The 19586-nt window shown below is 60.3% G+C and carries 1 protein-coding gene; it reads right to left on the bottom strand.

Features of this window, described 5'->3' with window-relative positions:
• Nucleotides 1-87 precede the first annotated feature (87 nt).
• A complete protein-coding gene (locus AC3ISR_RS01480) occupies nucleotides 88-19341 on the bottom strand; it encodes a retention module-containing protein (protein WP_489324558.1) in 19254 nt (6417 codons plus the stop codon).
• Nucleotides 19342-19586: the final 245 nt, after the last annotated feature.

Raw genomic sequence — 19586 nt, 5'->3', positions numbered from 1 at the left:
GTACGACGCCCACAGAGATTACACACTTTTTCCCGCAGCCGATGCCAAGGGGGCGCCAATCCCGAAAGATTGACGCCCCCGTGGTGATCAGTCGTGGTGCTTGACGGTCAGGTCGCCACCGGCGATCAGGTTGTTGATCGCGGTGCTGCCACTGCCCCAGTTCGCGCCATCGACCTTGATCGTCACATCGGCCGTGCCGCCGCTGGCGGTGAACGAACCGGTGCTGCTCACGCTCAGCGTCGAGTTGCCCGCCGAGTCGGTGGTCAACTTCAGGTAGTTCGCCAAGTTGGTGTCGTTGTTGCCTTGCAGCAAGTCGGACAGGTCCAGCTTGTCGCCTTCGCTGTGCTTGAAGTCCTTGATCTGATCAAAGCCGCCGTTGGTGTTGGTGTCGCCTTTGAGCCAGACGAAGGTATCGGCACCCGCGCCGCCGGTGAGGATGTCGTTACCCTTGCCGCCGACCAGGATGTCGTTGCCTGCGCCGCCATTCAAGGTGTCGTTGCCGCCCTGGCCGAACAGGATGTCGTTGCCGGCATTACCGATCAGGCTGTCGTTGCCATCATTGGTGTTGTAGATGTTCGACGCGTTGGCCAACGCCCCCACGTCCTGCACGTGCTCAGTGATGTACTGGTGCAAGGTGCGGTCATCGATCTGGTCGACGGTAGTGGACAGCTTCTCGGCGGCGAACGCCTTGAGTGCCGCACTGCCTTCCTGGCCTTTGTAGCTGATCAGGTCGCCGAACAGGATGTCGTTGCCCGAACCACCGGAAATGCTGTCGGAACCCGCATCGGCGGTGTGGCCGGTGATGGCATCCGCCAGCTTCGCGGTATCAATGTTGGCAACCACTTTGTCGGTATCGAACTGCTTGAGCACGGTGCTATCGATGTCCGAACCCAGGCCGATCGCCTCGACCACTACTTTGCCGGAGACCGCGTTGACCAAGTCGTTGTAGGCGGTCTTGGCGTTCGCCAGTGCGGTGCTGGAGCTCTGGTAGACCGACGCAACGTCGAAGCCGCCATTGCTGTTGGCCACGACCGTGCCCTCGAAGTAGCGGCTGCCACGGCTGTCGTAGGAGTAAACGTTACCGCTACCGTCGACGATCATCTGCGACCTGCCATTGATCGTCGTATAGAGCGCGTTGCTCTGGCCCAGGACGTAATTGGAGTTATTCACAACGCTGTCAAAGTAGACGGTCGAACCCCAGAAGCTGGTCGTGCCCAGGTTCGGGTTGCCCTGCACGTCGGTGTACACGTTCGGCGAACCGTCGGTGATGAAGTACGTGAGGTTTTTCGCGCCGGTGTTGCTGGTCGCGTCGCTGCTCTTGAACCAATCGGAGGCCGCTTTGAACGCGTCCTGGTAGTTGGTCATGTCGCTGGAATTGGACACCATCTGGTTCAACACAGCCTGCAACGCAGCCTTGGCAGCCGTCTTGTCGGCCAGGTTGACCGAGACCTGCGACTCGACACGGGTGTCGAAGTCGACCAGCAGCACTTTCACCACGCCCGAGTCTTTATTGCCGGCATTGGCAATCAAGGTATCGAAGATGCCCGAGAGCTGGTCCTTGATCGACTTCATGGCCGAGGAGCCGATACTGCCTGAGGTGTCGACCAGGAACGCGATGTTGTAGTTGGTGCCCGCAGTGGTGATACCACCCTTGTCGCCGACCACAACGTTATTCGCCGAGCTCGAACCCAGGTCGATGGTGTCGGCAGCAGCGCCGCCTTCGGTGACCGGGGTGTAGACCTGCGGCTGAACGGTAATGGTGCTGGTAGCGACCAACGAACTCAGGCTGTTGCCGCCTTCGTTGTCCGTCACCGAGATCTCGACCGTACGATCGCCCAGGGTCGGGTACTTGCTGGTGCTGGAGTATTGGAACGACTCCAGCAGTGCCTTGTAAGTCGCCGAATCCGCGGTGCCCGAGAGGGTCAGCACGATTTTGCCGCTGACGTCGGTGCCGACGCTGGTCAGGGTGATGCCTTTGTACGTACCGCCCACCGAAACCAGGCTCGAGCTGAGCTGATCGCCGGCACTCGCGTTTTTCAGGGTGATGGTCGCGTTTTGCATCTGGGTACTGTCGACGTCGCCGATAGCGACGACGCCAGTGATCGCCACACCCGCGGCGGCACGTTCGGTGTACGCCGTGTTGTAGCCGGTGGCGACAGCACCGTCCGCAGTGCTGAGGTCCAGGGTCGGCGCGTCGTTGACCGCGGTGATCACAATGCTCACTTTGCCGGTCGTTACCGCTTCAACCCCAGTGCTCAACTCTTTGGCGGTCGCTTTCACGGTCAGGTCGAAGCTGGCGGTCGAATCCTTGAACGGAGTGACCGTCAGGGTTTTCAGGTTCCAGGTGCTGACGTCGTACAGCGTGGTACTGCCGGTCGAGGTGATGCTGTTGCCAGTGGTGCCATCGGTGATCACGGTGCCTTTGGGCAGACCGCTGATTTCCACCTTGTGGGATTCCGAGCCGTCATTGTCGACAAACGTCGTGGTGATCGGGCTGACCTTGATCGCGGTGTCTTCCAGGCCACGGTTGTAGACGTAGCCGGTGTAATAGCCTTCGCCATTGACCACGTGGCTGTCGCCGAGCACCGCACCGGCGGCTTTCAACGCATCCACGCTGGTGTAGGTCTGCACGCCGCTGTTGCCCAGGGACATCGACGGGCCGTTGTTGATCGACACGTTGACGTCGTAGTTGCCCGCGCCGGCCTGGTTGTAGTGGTAGATGTCGAGGGTGTAGTAGCCCGACTCGGTCGGCGTGTAAGCCGTGCCGGTAATCGCGCTGCCCTTGCTCCAGGTCTCGGTCGCAACCAACTTGCCGCCCACGGTGATAGCCAGGCTGTCATCGGCTGTACCCGTGAAGGTGTAGCTCTTGCCGGCTTCCAGGTAGATCAGGCCAGAGACCTTGGTCGCGGTGGCTTCCACTACGTTGCTGTTGCTCACGTTGCTGGTCACGCCAGTGGACGCGGCGCTGGCAGCGGTTTTGGCGTCGATGACCTTGATCAGGTCGTCGGTTTTGGCCACGCCATTACCGTTGGTGCCCAATGCGCTCGGCAGGTTGCCGCCGGTCCAGGTCTGGATGACCAAGCCGGTTGGTACCGCGTTGAACGCATTGATCGTGACGACAGGCACGTCCGTCACCGGGTGGATGTCCACGGTGATGGTTTTGGTGTCGCTGTAAGTGTTGCCGTCGGTGGCCTGGAACTTCAGCTCGGTGTAATCACCTTGCTTGTTACCCACGCCGGTGCCGCCGAAGCTGTTGTCACCCGACTCGTTGGCCGCCGGGCTGTAACGCACGTTGTGGTTGTCGAAGTCAGCCTGGCTGAACGACTTGCCGGCCGAGGTATCGGTCTTGAGGTCAGCGGTGGTGAGCGCAACCCACACGCCGTTGACTTTGTACTCGATGGAACCGGCAGGCAGGCTGGTGAACACCACTTTCGGGTTCGTCGAGTCTTCATCCTTGACGCCAAAGGTCGCCCAGGTCAGTTCGACCGGGGTGTCTTCGTCGCTCTGGATGTAGCCGTTGGTAGCGGTTGGCGTGTCGTCGACCAGGGTGACCGTCGGCTGGCCAGTGCTGTGGGAACTGGCGTTGTCGGCGTCGGTCACGGTCAGGTCGATCTTCGGCAATTGGTTGCCGGCGTTGACCCAATCGGCGCCCTTCTGCGTCAGCACGACGTTGCTACCGGACAGGCTGTAGTAGCCGTCGGTGTTGGTGCCAGTGGTGAAGGTGATCTTCAGCTGGGCAACAGGAGTTTCTTCGTCGCTCGCGGAGAACGTACCGGCCACGGTGCCGACTTTAGCGGTGTCTTCAACGATGGTGGTCGCCGTGATGGCGATCACTGGCACGTCGTTGTGCAGGTTGACCACTGGCTGCGCGTTGTTGCTGGAGTGCAGGCCCTCTGGATCGGTGACGGTCAGGTCGATTTTCGGCAACTGGTTGCCGGCGTTGACGAAGTCCGCGCCTTTCTGGGTCAGCACAACGTTGTTGCCGGAGATGCTGTAGTAGCCGCTCGCGTTGCTGGTGCCCGTGAAGGTGATGGTCAGACCCGAGCGTGGAGTCTCTTCGTCGGTTGCCGTGAAGGTACCGGCGACGGTGCCTGCAGTGGCGGAGTTTTCTTCCAGGGTGTTGGCTGCGACGGTGATGACCGGTACGTCGTTGTGCAAGTTAACGTTCGGCTGGGCCGCTGCGTTGGAGTGCAGGCCTTCTGGATCGGTGACGGTCAGGTCGATCTTCGGCAGCTGGTTACCGGCGTTGACGAAGTCCGCGCCTTTCTGGGTCAGCACGACGTTGTTGCCGGAGATGCTGTAGTAGCCATCGGCGTTGCTGGTGCCGGTGAAGGTGATGGTCAGGCCCGAGCGTGGAGTCTCTTCGTCGGTGGCCGTGAAGGTACCGGCAACGGTGCCCGCAGTGGCCGAGTTTTCTTCCAGGGTGTTGGCTGCGACGGTGATGACCGGCACGTCGTTGTGCAAGTTAACGTTCGGCTGGGCCGCTCCGTTGGAGTGCAGGCCTTCTGGATCGGTGACGGTCAGGTCGATCTTCGGCAACTGGTTGCCAGCGTTGACGAAGTCCGCACCTTTCTGGGTCAGCACAACGTTGTTGCCGGAGATGCTGTAGTAGCCATCGGCGTTGCTGGTGCCGGTGAAGGTGATGGTCAGGCCAGCACGTGGGGTTTCTTCGTCGGTTGCCGTGAAGGTACCGGCGACGGTGCCCGCAGTGGCCGAGTTCTCTTCCAGGGTGTTGGCTGCGACGGTGATGACCGGTACGTCGTTGTGCAAGTTAACCACTGGCTGCGCGTTGTTGCTGGAGTGCAGGCCTTCTGGATCGGTAACAGTCAGGTCGATCTTCGGCAGCTGGTTGCCAGCGTTAACGAAGTCAGCGCCTTTCTGGGTCAGCACAACGTTGTTGCCGGAGATGCTGTAGTAGCCATCGGCGTTGCTGGTGCCGGTGAAGGAGATGGTCAAGCCAGCACGTGGGGTCTCTTCGTCGGTCGCGGTGAAGGTACCGGCGACGGTGCCCGCAGTGGCCGAGTTTTCTTCCAGGGTGTTGGCTGCGACGGTGATGACCGGTACGTCGTTGTGCAAGTTAACGTTCGGCTGGGCCGCTGCGTTGGAGTGCAGGCCTTCTGGATCGGTGACGGTTAGGTCGATCTTCGGCAACTGGTTACCGGCGTTGACGAAGTCAGCACCTTTCTGGGTCAGCACAACGTTATTGCCGGAGATGCTGTAGTAGCCATCGGCGTTGCTGGTGCCGGTGAAGGTGATGGTCAGGCCAGCACGTGGAGTCTCTTCGTCGGTTGCCGTGAAGGTACCGGCGACGGTGCCTGCAGTGGCCGAGTTTTCTTCCAGGGTGTTGGCTGCGACGGTGATGACCGGTACGTCGTTGTGCAAGTTAACGTTCGGTTGGGCCGCTGCGTTGGAGTGCAGGCCTTCTGGATCGGTAACAGTCAGGTCGATCTTCGGCAGCTGGTTGCCAGCGTTAACGAAGTCAGCGCCTTTCTGGGTCAGCACAACGTTGTTGCCGGAGATGCTGTAGTAGCCATCGGCGTTGCTGGTGCCCGTGAAGGTGATGGTCAGACCCGAACGTGGAGTCTCTTCGTCGGTTGCCGTGAACGTACCGGCGACGGTGCCCGCAGTGGCCGAGTTCTCTTCCAGGGTGTTGGCTGCGACGGTGATGACCGGTACGTCGTTGTGCAAGTTAACGTTCGGCTGGGCCGCTGCGTTGGAGTGCAGGCCTTCTGGATCGGTGACGGTCAGGTCGATCTTCGGCAGCTGGTTGCCAGCGTTGACGAAGTCCGCGCCCTTCTGGGTCAGCACAACGTTGTTGCCGGAGATGCTGTAGTAGCCATCGGCGTTGCTGGTGCCGGTGAAGGAGATGGTCAGGCCATCACGTGGAGTTTCTTCGTCGGTCGCAGTGAACGTACCGGCGACGGTGCCCGCAGTGGCGGAGTTCTCTTCGATGGTGGCAGGAGCAACCTCGATGACCGGCACGTCGTTGTGCAGGTTAACAGTCGGTTGGCCTTCGCCATTCGAGGAAGCGCCCGCTGGGTCGGTAACGGTCAGATCAATCTTCGGCAACTGGTTGCCAGCGTTAACGAAGTCAGCACCTTTCTGGGTCAGGACCACGTTGTTGCCAACGATGCTGTAGTAGCCGTCGACGTTGCTGTTGCCAGTGAAGGAGATGGTCAGACCATCACGCGGAGTCTCTTCGTCGGTCGCAGTGAAGGTACCGGCGACGGTGCCCGCAGTAGCCGAGTTCTCTTCGATGGTGGCAGGAGCAACCTCGATTACCGGCACATCGTTGTGCAGGTTAACGGTCGGTTGGCCTTCGCCATTCGAGGAAGCGCCCGCTGGATCGGTGACGGTCAGGTCGATCTTCGGCAGCTGGTTGCCGGCGTTAACGAAGTCGGCGCCTTTCTGAGTCAGCACGACGTTGTTGCCGGAGATAGCGTAGTAGCCATCAGCGTTGCTGGTGCCCGTGAAGGAGATGGTCAGGCCATCACGTGGGGTTTCTTCGTCAGTCGCGGTGAAGGTACCGGCGACGGTACCCGCAGTGGCGGAGTTCTCTTCAATGGTGGCCGGAGCAACTTCGATCACCGGCACATCGTTATGCAGGTTAACAGTCGGCTGGCCTTCGCCATTCGAGGAAGCGCCCGCTGGGTCGGTAACAGTCAGGTCAATCTTCGGCAGCTGGTTGCCAGCATTAACGAAGTCCGCGCCCTTCTGGGTCAGCACAACGTTGTTGCCAACAATGCTGTAGTAGCCGTCGACGTTGCTGGTGCCAGTGAAGGAGATGGTCAGGCCATCACGCGGCGTCTCTTCGTCGGTCGCGGTGAAGGTACCGGCGACGGTACCCGCAGTGGCGGAGTTCTCTTCAATGGTGGCCGGAGCAACTTCGATCACCGGCACATCGTTATGCAGGTTAACAGTCGGCTGGCCTTCACCATTCGAATGCGCGCCCGATGGATCGGTAACAGTCAGGTCAATCTTCGGCAGCTGGTTGCCAGCATTAACGAAGTCAGCACCTTTCTGGGTCAGGACCACGTTGTTGCCAACGATGCTGTAGTAGCCGTCGACGTTGCTGTTGCCAGTGAAGGAGATGGTCAAACCATCACGCGGAGTCTCTTCGTCGGTCGCAGTGAACGTACCGGCGACGGTGCCCGCAGTAGCCGAGTTCTCTTCAATGGTGGCCGGAGCAACTTCGATTACCGGCACATCGTTGTGCAGGTTAACGGTCGGTTGGCCTTCGCCATTCGAGGAAGCGCCCGCTGGGTCGGTGACGGTCAGATCAATCTTCGGCAGCTGGTTGCCAGCGTTAACGAAGTCCGCTCCCTTCTGGGTCAGGACCACGTTGTTGCCAACGATGCTGTAGTAGCCATCGACGTTGCTGTTGCCAGTGAAGGAGATGGTCAGACCATCACGCGGAGTCTCTTCGTCGGTCGCAGTGAACGTACCGGCAACGGTGCCCGCAGTAGCCGAGTTCTCTTCGATGGTGGCAGGAGCAACCTCGATTACCGGCACATCGTTGTGCAGGTTAACGGTCGGCTGGCCTTCGCCATTCGAGGAAGCGCCCGCTGGGTCGGTGACGGTCAGGTCGATCTTCGGCAGCTGGTTGCCAGCATTAACAAAGTCAGCACCTTTCTGGGTCAGGACCACGTTGTTGCCAACAATGCTGTAGTAGCCGTCGACGTTGCTGTTGCCCGTGAAGGAGATGGTCAGGCCATCACGTGGAGTTTCTTCGTCGGTCGCAGTGAAGGTACCGGCGACGGTGCCTGCAGTGGCGGAGTTCTCTTCGATGGTGGCAGGAGCAACCTCGATTACCGGCACATCGTTATGCAGGTTAACGGTCGGTTGGCCTTCGCCATTCGAGGAAGCGCCCGCTGGGTCGGTGACGGTCAGGTCGATCTTCGGCAGCTGGTTGCCAGCGTTAACGAAGTCCGCGCCCTTCTGGGTCAGCACGACGTTGTTGCCGGAGATAGCGTAGTAGCCATCAGCGTTGCTGGTGCCGGTGAAGGAGATGGTCAAACCATCACGCGGCGTCTCTTCGTCAGTCGCAGTGAAGGTACCGGCGACGGTGCCCGCAGTAGCCGAGTTCTCTTCGATGGTGGCAGGAGCAACCTCGATTACCGGCACATCGTTATGCAGGTTAACAGTCGGCTGGCCTTCGCCATTCGAGGAAGCGCCCGCTGGGTCGGTGACGGTCAGGTCGATCTTCGGCAGCTGGTTGCCAGCATTAACAAAGTCCGCGCCCTTCTGGGTCAGCACGACGTTGTTGCCGGAGATAGCGTAGTAGCCATCAGCGTTGCTGGTGCCGGTGAAGGAGATGGTCAAACCATCACGTGGAGTTTCTTCGTCGGTCGCAGTGAAGGTACCGGCGACGGTACCCGCAGTGGCGGAGTTCTCTTCGATGGTGGCCGGAGCAACTTCGATCACCGGCACGTCGTTGTGCAGATTGACGGTCGGCTGGCCTTCGCCATTCGAGAAAGCGCCCGCTGGATCGGTGACGGTCAGGTCGATCTTCGGCAACTGGTTGCCAGCGTTAACAAAGTCCGCGCCCTTCTGGGTCAGGACCACGTTGTTGCCGGAGATAGCGTAGTAGCCATCAGCGTTGCTGGTGCCGGTGAAGGAGATAGTCAAGCCATCACGTGGAGTTTCTTCGTCGGTCGCGGTGAAGGTACCAGCAACGGTACCCGCAGTAGCCGAGTTCTCTTCGATAGTGGCCGGAGTAACTTCGATCACCGGCACATCGTTGTGCAGGTTAACGGTCGGTTGGCCTTCGCCATTCGAGGAAGCGCCCGCTGGGTCGGTGACGGTCAGATCAATCTTCGGCAGCTGGTTGCCAGCGTTAACGAAGTCCGCTCCCTTCTGGGTCAGGACCACGTTGTTGCCAACGATGCTGTAGTAGCCATCGACGTTGCTGTTGCCAGTGAAGGAGATAGTCAAACCATCACGCGGCGTCTCTTCGTCGGTCGCAGTGAACGTACCGGCGACGGTGCCCGCAGTGGCGGAGTTCTCTTCGATGGTGGCAGGAGCAACCTCGATGACCGGCACATCGTTGTGCAGATTGACGGTCGGCTGGCCTTCGCCATTCGAGGAAGCGCCCGCTGGGTCGGTGACGGTCAGATCAATCTTCGGCAACTGGTTGCCAGCGTTAACGAAGTCAGCGCCTTTTTGGGTCAGCACGACGTTGTTACCGGAGATAGCGTAGTAGCCATCAGCGTTGCTGGTGCCGGTGAAGGAGATGGTCAAACCATCACGCGGCGTCTCTTCGTCAGTCGCGGTGAAGGTACCGGCGACGGTACCCGCAGTGGCCGAGTTCTCTTCGATGGTGGCAGGAGCAACCTCGATTACCGGCACATCGTTATGCAGGTTAACGGTCGGCTGGCCTTCACCATTCGAGGAAGCGCCGGCTGGATCGGTGACGGTCAGGTCGATCTTCGGCAGCTGGTTGCCAGCGTTAACGAAGTCCGCGCCCTTCTGGGTCAGCACAACGTTGTTGCCGGAGATAGCGTAGTAGCCATCGGCGTTGCTGTTGCCCGTGAAGGAGATGGTCAAACCATCACGCGGCGTCTCTTCGTCGGTCGCAGTGAACGTACCGGCGACAGTACCCGCAGTAGCCGAGTTCTCTTCGATGGTGGCAGGAGCAACCTCGATTACCGGCACATCGTTATGCAGGTTAACGGTCGGTTGGCCTTCGCCATTCGAATGCGCGCCCGATGGATCGGTAACAGTCAGGTCGATCTTCGGCAACTGGTTGCCGGCGTTAACGAAGTCAGCACCTTTCTGGGTCAGGACCACGTTGTTGCCGGAGATAGCGTAGTAGCCATCGGCGTTGCTGTTGCCCGTGAAGGAGATGGTCAAACCATCACGCGGCGTCTCTTCGTCGGTCGCAGTGAACGTACCGGCGACGGTGCCCGCAGTAGCCGAGTTCTCTTCCAGAGTATTGGCAACAACTTCAATCACCGGCACGTCGTTGACCAACGTCACATCCGGTGTAGCCGCATCGTGCGAGCTGCCTTTATCGGCATCGGTCACGGTCAGGTCAATCGCAGGCAGCTTGTTACCGGCGTTGACGAAGTTCGCGCCCGCCAGGGTCAGTACCACGGCATTGCCAACGAGGGTGTAGTAGCCATCTTTGTTGCTGTCGCCAGTGAAGGTGACCTTCAGCTGGGCAACCGGGGTTTCAACATCGCTGACGGTGAAGGTACCGGCAACGGTGCCTTCAGCCACCTGGCCTTCCACCAGGTCATTGGCGACCACTTCGATGACGGGCAGGTCGTTGACCGAAATCACATTGATCGGCAGCGTGATCGACTCGGACTTAGGCGCAGCATCACCATCCTGCGCGGTGGCGGTCACGGTCAGGTTCACCAGACCGTAGGCGTTTGGCACCGGGTTGTAGACCAGTGTGGCCTTGCTCCAGTCGCTGATGTCGACGCTTTGGTTGCCGGCCGACGCGGTAAAGGTGTGGCCCGCGCCATCGGAGATGGTCGCGCCTTGCGGAATGCCGCTGATTTCCAGCTTGAGCGTCTCGGAGCCATCCTTGTCGGTGGCGTAGGCGTCAATTGCGGACAACTTGATCGCGTGGTCTTCCAGGCCGGTGTTCAGCACCTGGGTGACGCTGATGTTGTCCATCACGCCGCCAAGGGAGTTGTTGGCTTGGCCGGCCGGGGCCTTGAATTCGAGTTTGGCGTCACCGTCGACAGTCACCGGCACCACGAAGGTGTAGGTCTTCATGCCAACGACGGTGGTGTCCAGGGTGCCGACTTTGACGCCACCCCAGAACACATCGATGACCGAGTTGTTCTCGGCGCCGGCACGCGGCGAGTAGTCGACCGAGATGGAGTACGCGGTACCGCTTTCAGCCTTGATGATGGTGTACAGGCTGGAGTCGTCGCCAGCGTTTTTCTCAAGCTCGATGACCTGGCTGTTGCCCGGGGTCTCGACGCCGTAGATGCTGCTCTGGCCGATTTCGACTTTGCCGTCGCTGTTGCCGGTCAACCACTGGGTGGTCGGTGCGGTGCCGGCTGCGTTGTTGGCATCGCCAACGGCAACCGTGCCCCACGAACCGTTGAGGTTCGCGCTGTCGAAGTTGATCGCGCTGACAACGCCGCCACCGAGCAGGCCCAGGTGCGGGGTGTCGGTGACCGGCGCGATGGTCACTGGAGCAGTGGTGACATCGCTGGCTTTACCGGCATTGTCGACCGCCGTGAAGGTCAGCGAGGTGCTGCCACTCCAGTCGGCGGTTGGGGAGAAGTAGACCGACGCCTTGCCGTCAGCGCCCGCAGGCACCGAATCACCGACCTTCAGTTCGGTGGTCAGGCTGGCGTCGCTGTACAGCTTGCCGTTTTCCGGCAAGGCGGTAATGACGAAGTTGGCAACGGTACCGTCCACATCGGCGCCGCTGAGTACGATCGTGGCCGCGTGGTCTTCGTCCGCGCCTGCCGAGGTGGCGGTTGCAGTCGGTGCGTCGTTGAACAGCTCGACGGTGACCTTGCCCGTGGCGGTGCTGGTTTCTGGTGGCTCACGGTCGAGGTTGCCGCCACCGTTATCGGTGACAGCGATGGACACAGTGCGATCAGTGCCGGCCGGGTTGTTGCCCGGGGCCTGGAAGGTGATCGCTTCAACCAGCTTGATGAAGTCGGCGGCGCTGCTGCCAGCCGGCGAGCTGCTGGTCAGGGTGTAGACGATCTTGCCATCGGCGGCGCTGCCGCTTTCGGTGATGGTGATACCGGCAACCGCGAGGGCCTTGAGCACGTCGGCGCTGCTGAGCAGGTCGCCGGACACCAGGTGATCAACGGTGACCACCACTTTGCTGAAGGTCTTGTTGTCGACGTCGGTGATGCTCAGGTTTTCAACCAGGGCCACTGCGCCTTTTTGCTCGACAAATTTGCTGCTGTCGAAGCCGATCACCGGCGCGTCGTTGACCGGAACCACGTAGATCACGGAGGTCGCCGGTGCCGAATCCGCCTGGCCGTCGTTCACGGTGATGGTCAGGTTGCGGTTGGCCGGGCTTGGGTCTTCGCTTTCGCTGGCGAAGTGCACCGAGCGCAGGACTTCCTGGTATTCAGCCTTGGTGGCTTCACCGGACAGGGTCAGCACGCCGGTGGTCTTGTCGTAGCTGACGGTGATTTTGGTGTTGCTGACATCCGCGATCAGCACGTCGTCGGTCAGGTGGTTGACCAGCGTGACCTTGGCGCTTTGCAGGGTGCTGTTGTCGACGTCGGTGATGGTCAGGTGCGCCGCGACATAGCCGCCTGGCTTGCCTTCGATGTAGGTGTCGCCGAACGCGTTGGTCGAATCGTTGCCCAGTACTGGCGCGTCGTTGACCGCCGTGACCACAACGCTGATTTTGCCGGTGGTGACTTCTTCAACGCCGGTGCTCAGCTCTTTGGCCGTGGCTTTCACGGTCAGGTCGAAGCTGGCCGTCGAGTCCTTGAACGGTGTAACCGTCAGGGTGCTCAGGTTCCAGGTGCTCACGTCGTACAGCGTGTTTGCGCCGGTCGAAATGATACTGTGGCCAGTGGTGCCGTCGGTGATCACGGTGCCTTCCGGCAAGCCGCTGATTTCCACCTTGTGGGATTCCGAGCCGTCGTTGTCGACAAACGTGGCGGTGATCGGCGCGAGCTTGATCGCGGTGTCTTCCAGGCCGTGGTTGTAGACGTTGCCGGTGTAATAGCCTTCGCCATTCACCACGTGGCTGTCGCCCAGCACCATGCCGGCGGCTTCCAGCGCGGCTGCACTGGTGTAGGTCTGCAGGCCGCTGTTGCCCAGCGACGTCGACGGGCCGTTGTTGATCGACACGTTGACGTCGTAGTTGCCCGGGCCGTTCTGGTTGTAGTGGTAGACGTCGAGGGTGTAGTAGCCCGACTCGGTCGGCGTGTACGACGACCCGTTGATCCCGCTGCCTTGGCTCCAGGTCTCGGAAGCGACCAGCTTGCCGCCCACGGTGATTGCCAGACTGTCGTCGGCCGTACCCGTGAAGGTGTAGCTCTTGCCGGCTTCCAGGTAGACCAGGCCGGACACTTTGGTCGCGGTGCCTTCGGCCACATTGCCGTTGCTCACGTTGCTGGTCACGCCAGTGGACGCGGCGCTGTCAGCGGTCTGGCCGTTGATGACCTTGATCAGGGTGTTGGAGTCGGTCACGCCTTGACCATTGGTGCCCAACGCGCCCGGCAGGTTGCTGCCGGTCCAGGTCTGAATGGTCAGGCCGGTGGGTACCTGGCCGATGTTCAAGATCGGCACATCCGTCACCGGGTGAATATCCACGGTGATGGTTTTGGTGTCGCTGTAGGAGTTGCCGTCGGTGGCCTGGAACTTCAGCTCGGTGTAGTCACCTTGCTTGTTGCCCACGCCGGTGCCGCCGAAGCTGTTGTCGCCGGATTCGTTCTCTGCCGGGCTGTAGCGCACGTTGTGGCCGTCGAAATCAGCCTGGGTGAAGACCTTGCCCGACGAAGTGTCGCTTTTCAGGTCGGCGGTGGTGAGCTTGACCCACTCACCGTCGACTTTGTATTCGATGGAACCGGCCGGCAGGCTGGTGAACACCACGCCTGGGTTGGTGGAGTCTTCATCCTGGACACCGAAAGTCGACCAGGTCAGTTCGATCGGGGTGTCTTCGTTGCCTTCGATATGGTTGTCGATGGCGGTTGGGGTGTCGTCGACCAGGGTCACCGTCGGCTGGCCGGTGCCGTTGGAGTGGAGGCCTTCTGGGTCGGTGACGGTCAGGTCGATTTTTGGCAGCTGGTTGCCGGCGTTAACGAAGTCGGCGCCCTTTTGGGTCAGCACAACGTTGTTGCCAACGATGCTGTAGTAGCCGTCGGCGTTGCTGTTGCCAGTGAAGGAGATGGTCAGGCCATCACGCGGGGTTTCTTCGTCGGTTGCGGTGAACGTACCGGCGACGGTGCCTGCGCTGGCGGTGTCCTCAACAATGGTACTGGCCGCAATTTCGATGACCGGTACATCGTTGTGCAGGTTGACGCTCGGTTGGTCGGAACCCGTGGAGTTCGCGCCCTGAGGGTCGGTGACGGTCAGGTCGATTTTTGGCAGTTGGTTGCCGGCGTTAACGAAGTCCGCGCCCTTCTGGGTCAGCACAACGTCGTTGCCTACGATGGTGTAGTAGCCGTCGGCGTTGCTGTTGCCAGTGAAGGAGATGGTCAGGCCATCGCGTGGGGTTTCTTCGTCGGTGGCGGTGAAGGTACCGGCCACGGTGCCCGCAGTGGCGGAGTTTTCTTCCAGGGTGTTGGCAACGACTTCAATCACTGGCACATCGTTGTGCAGGTTGACGGTCGGCTGAGCGCTGTTGCTGGAGTTCAGGCCTTCAGGGTCGGTGACGGTCAGGTCGATTTTTGGCAGTTGGTTGCCGGCGTTAACGAAGTCGGCGCCTTTCTGAGTCAGCACAACGTCGTTGCCTACGATGCTGTAGTAGCCGTCGGCGTTGCTGTTGCCAGTGAAGGAGATGGTCAAGCCATCACGCGGGGTTTCTTCGTCGGTCGCAGTGAAGGTACCGGCGACGGTGCCCGCAGTGGCGGAGTTTTCTTCCAGGGTATTAGCAACGACTTCAATCACTGGCACATCGTTGTGCAGGGTGACGGTCGGCTGAGCGCTGTTGCTGGAGTTCAGGCCTTCTGGGTCGGTGACAGTCAGGTCGATTTTTGGCAACTGGTTGCCGGCGTTAACGAAGTCCGCGCCTTTCTGAGTCAGCACAACGTCGTTGCCTACGATGCTGTAGTAGCCGTCGGCGTTGCTGTTGCCCGTGAAGGAGATGGTCAAACCATCACGCGGCGTCTCTTCGTCGGTCGCAGTGAACGTACCGGCGACAGTACCCGCAGTAGCCGAGTTCTCTTCGATGGTGGCAGGAGCAACCTCGATTACCGGCACATCGTTATGCAGGTTAACGGTCGGTTGGCCTTCGCCATTCGAGGAAGCGCCCGCTGGGTCGGTGACGGTCAGGTCGATCTTCGGCAGCTGGTTGCCAGCATTAACAAAGTCCGCGCCCTTCTGGGTAAGCACAATGTTGTTGCCGGAGATAGCGTAGTAGCCATCAGCGTTGCTGGTGCCGGTGAAGGAGATGGTCAAACCATCACGCGGCGTCTCTTCGTCGGTCGCAGTGAACGTACCGGCCACGGTGCCCGCAGTGGCAGAGTTTTCTTCCAGGGTGTTGGCAACGACTTCAATCACCGGCACGTCGTTGTGCAGGTTGACGGTCGGCTGAGCGCTGTTGCTGGAGTTCAGGCCTTCTGGATCGGTGACAGTCAGGTCGATCTTCGGCAGCTGGTTACCGGCGTTAACGAAGTCCGCGCCTTTCTGGGTCAGCACAACGTTGTTGCCAACGATGCTGTAGTAACCGTCGACGTTGCTGTTGCCGGTGAAGGAGATGGTCAGGCCATCGCGTGGGGTTTCTTCGTCGGTCGCGGTGAAGGTACCGGCCACGGTGCCCGCGGTAGCGGAGTTTTCTTCCAGGGTGTTGGCGACGACTTCAATCACTGGCACATCGTTGTGCAGGTTGACGGTCGGCTGAGCGCTGTTGCTGGAGTTCAGGCCTTCTGGATCGGTGACGGTCAGGTCGATTTTTGGCAACTGGTTGCCGGCGTTAACGAAGTCCGCGCCTTTTTGGGTCAGGACGACGTCGTTGCCCACGATGCTGTAGTAGCCGTCGGCGTTGCTGTTGCCAGTGAAGGAGATGGTCAGGCCATCACGCGGCGTTTCTTCGTCGGTCGCAGTGAACGTACCGGCCACGGTGCCCGCAGTGGCGGAGTTCTCTTCCAGGGTGTTGGCAACGACTTCAATCACTGGCACATCGTTGTGCAGATTGACGGTCGGCTGAGCACTGTTGCTGGAGTTCAGGCCTTCTGGGTCGGTGACGGTCAGGTCGATTTTTGGCAGTTGGTTGCCGGCATTGACGAAGTCGGCGCCTTTCTGAGTCAGCACAACGTTGTTGCCAACGATGCTGTAGTAACCGTCGGCGTTGCTGTTGCCAGTGAAGGAGATGGTCAGGCCATCACGCGGCGTCTCTTCGTCGGTGGCGGTGAAGGTACCGGCCACGGTGCCCGCTGTGGCGGAGTTTTCTTCCAGGGTGTTGGCGACCACTTCGATCACCGGCACATCGTTGTGCAGGTTGACGGTCGGCTGAGCGCTGTTGCTGGAGTTCAGGCCTTCTGGGTCGGTGACAGTCAGGTCGATCTTCGGCAGTTGGTTGCCAGCGTTAACGAAGTCGGCGCCTTTTTGGGTCAGCACAACGTTGTTGCCCACGATGCTGTAGTAGCCATCGGCGTTGCTGTTGCCAGTGAAGGAGATGGTCAGGCCATCGCGTGGGGTTTCTTCGTCGGTTGCAGTGAAGGTACCGGCGACAGTGCCCGCAGTGGCAGAGTTTTCTTCCAGGGTGTTGGCAACGACTTCAATCACTGGCACATCGTTGTGCAGGGTGACAGTCGGTTGGTCGGAACCCGTGGAGTTCGCGCCCTGAGGGTCGGTAACCGTCAGGTCGATCTTCGGCAATTGATTGCCAGCGTTAACGAAGTCCGCGCCTTTCTGGGTCAGCACAACGTTGTTGCCGGAGATAGCGTAGTAGCCGTCGGCGTTGCTGTTGCCAGTGAAGGAGATGGTCAAGCCATCACGCGGCGTCTCTTCGTCGGTCGCGGTGAACGTACCGGCGACGGTGCCCGCAGTGGCAGAGTTTTCTTCAAGGGTGTTGGCAACGACTTCAATCACCGGTACATCGTTGTGCAGGTTGACGGTCGGCTGAGCGCTGTTGCTGGAGTTCAGGCCTTCAGGGTCGGTGACGGTCAGGTCGATTTTTGGCAGCTGGTTGCCAGCGTTAACGAAGTCGGCGCCTTTTTGGGTCAGGACGACGTCGTTGCCAACGATGGTGTAGTAGCCGTCGGCGTTGCTGTTGCCGGTGAAGGAGATGGTCAAGCCATCACGCGGGGTCTCTTCGTCGGTCGCGGTGAAGGTACCGGCGACGGTGCCCGCAGTGGCGGAGTTCTCTTCCAGGGTGTTGGCAACGACTTCAATCACCGGCACGTCGTTGTGCAGGTTAACCACTGGCTGAGCGTTGTTGCTGGAGTTCAGGCCTTCTGGGTCGGTGACGGTCAGGTCGATTTTTGGCAGCTGGTTACCGGCGTTAACGAAGTCCGCGCCTTTCTGAGTCAGCACGACGTTGTTGCCAACGATGCTGTAGTAGCCGTCGGCGTTGCTGTTGCCGGTGAAGGAGATGGTCAAGCCATCACGTGGGGTTTCTTCGTCGGTCGCGGTGAAGGTACCGGCGACGGTGCCCGCAGTGGCAGAGTTTTCTTCCAGGGTGTTGGCGACCACTTCAATCACCGGCACATCGTTGTGCAGGGTGACGGTCGGTTGGTCGGAACCTGTGGAGTTCGCGCCCTGAGGGTCGGTAACCGTCAGGTCGATCTTCGGCAATTGGTTGCCAGCGTTAACGAAGTCCGCGCCTTTCTGGGTCAGCACAACGTTGTTGCCGGAGATAGCGTAGTAACCGTCGACGTTGCTGTTGCCAGTGAAGGAGATGGTCAAGCCATCACGCGGCGTCTCTTCGTCGGTTGCGGTGAAGGTACCGGCGACGGTGCCCGCTGTCGCGGTGTCTTCAACAATGGTGTTGGCCGTGACTTCAATCACCGGCACATCGTTTTGCAGGGTGACGGTTGGTTGGCCGGTAGCGGTGGTGCTGACGTTGTCAGCATCGGTAACGGTCAGGCCGATCTGCGGCAGCTGGTTGCCGGCGTTAACGAAGTCTGCACCCTTCTGGGTCAGGACCACGTTGTTGCCGTCGATGGCGTAGTAGCCATCTTTGTTGCTGTCGCCGGTGAACGCGATTTTCAGCTGGTCAGCTGGCGTTTCTGCATCGTTGGCAACAAAAGTGCCCGCCACACTGCCGGCGACCGCGGTGTTTTCGACCAGGGTGTTGCCCGTTACTTGAATCACTGGGGCATCGTTAACCGGCGTCACCGTCACATTCAGCGTGCTGCTGGACCCGGTGTTGGTGGTGTAGCCAATCGTTGGCACCTCACCGTTGTAATCCTTGATCGGCGTAAAGGTGTACGCGCCATCCGTGCCAATCGTGATGCTGCCCACGCCTTCGATATTGGCGGTTTGACCGGCGTTATAGGTATTGCCGCCCACCTGGAAGGTGGCCACGGTCAACACGTTGTCGATGTCGCTGTCGTTGCTCAGCACGTTGCCAGTGGCGAGGGTATCTTCGGCAATCGTGTTGGTATCGGGCTTCAATACGCTCGGATCATCCACGGCAACGACCGTCGAAGTGGCCGCCTGCGGATTGATCGCAAGGTTCTCGTAGTTACCGCCGGTCGCGCTGGTGATGGTGGCGCTGACAGTGAGGTCTTTGCCGTCGGCCAGGTTGGCAGGTGTGTCGACCGTGACCGTACCAGTGGTTTTACCGGCTTCGATGGTGATGGTCTTGTCGTTCGACAGCTTGATCACCACGTCGGTCTGCGCCGCGTTGGTTACGGTAGCGGTGTAGACGATCTGGCCGCCTTCATTCACCGAGGCGGTCGCGGTCAGGGTGACGGTGGTGGTGTCGATGGTGTCGGTGATCTGCGTAACAGCCGGCGCCGGGTCGGTGGTGATGATCAGGTTGCCGCCGCCGGAAGTGCCGGCGATGGTGGCCGAGATCGACGAGGCGTCCAGGTAAGGCGTGTCGTTACCGGCGAAGGTGACGTTCAGCGCGCCCGAGGTCTGGCCGGCGGCGATCACCACGGAGAGGCCGTTGGACAGGGTGACGGTCAGGTCGCTGGTCGGTGCCTGGGTGATGAATACGGTGTAAACGACGACGCCACCGGCTTCGGTGATGGTCGGCGTGGCGGTCAGGGTGATCGTGACGTTACGCGGGTCGACACCATTGTTGGTGGCACCGGTATCGAGGGCGGTGGTGGCGCTGGCGGCGTTCAGACCGTTCGTCGGATAGCCGATGGTCGGGTCAACCACGCCTGCGGTGGCTTCCAGCACGATAAAGCTGTGGCCGCCGCCCGCGGCGCCGTCTGCGCCTGCGGAGGTCGGGCCGGCGGCGGTGGCTTCGAGGTCTTGGGTCGGGTCGGCGCCGGCGGCGATGGCTTGCTGCAGTTCGGCAACGGACGGTGCGGCTTGGGCAGTGGCGGCGCTGAGGTCGGTGACCGAATCAGGAGCGTTTGCGCTCCACTGAGTGTCACGCCCCAGGTCAATGGTGCGGCCGTCGGCCAGTTCCAGGGAGACAGCGCCCGATGCGCCGGTATCGACTTGCTCACCCGAGAGCAGGCGATCCCCTTCTACAAGCAGGCGACGAATCCCTTCCGGGGATACCGCGAACACTTGACCGACAATGCTTTTGACGACCGCAACGCTGCTCATAAAAGACTCTCCGTGTATTACCGTTCGGGGTATCCATCATGGAGACCGGCCTCATTACCTATGCCGATTCGATAGCTGGAGTACTTAACTGTGTGTGATAAATTTGGCGTCAATAATTTGTTGTTTAATTCAGCAAATTACTTTTCCGTCAAGGTATTGACCTATTTGGCGCCATCCTAAACAATCCGCCCAGTAATGTCACATTGATATTTAATCGGCTCGCGACTTTCTGTTTGGACTACCAG

The organism is Pseudomonas sp. GL_117, from assembly GCF_057835125.1.
The sequence above is the reverse complement of the archived record's forward strand: the minus strand, read 5'-3'. Positions and strand labels throughout refer to the sequence as shown.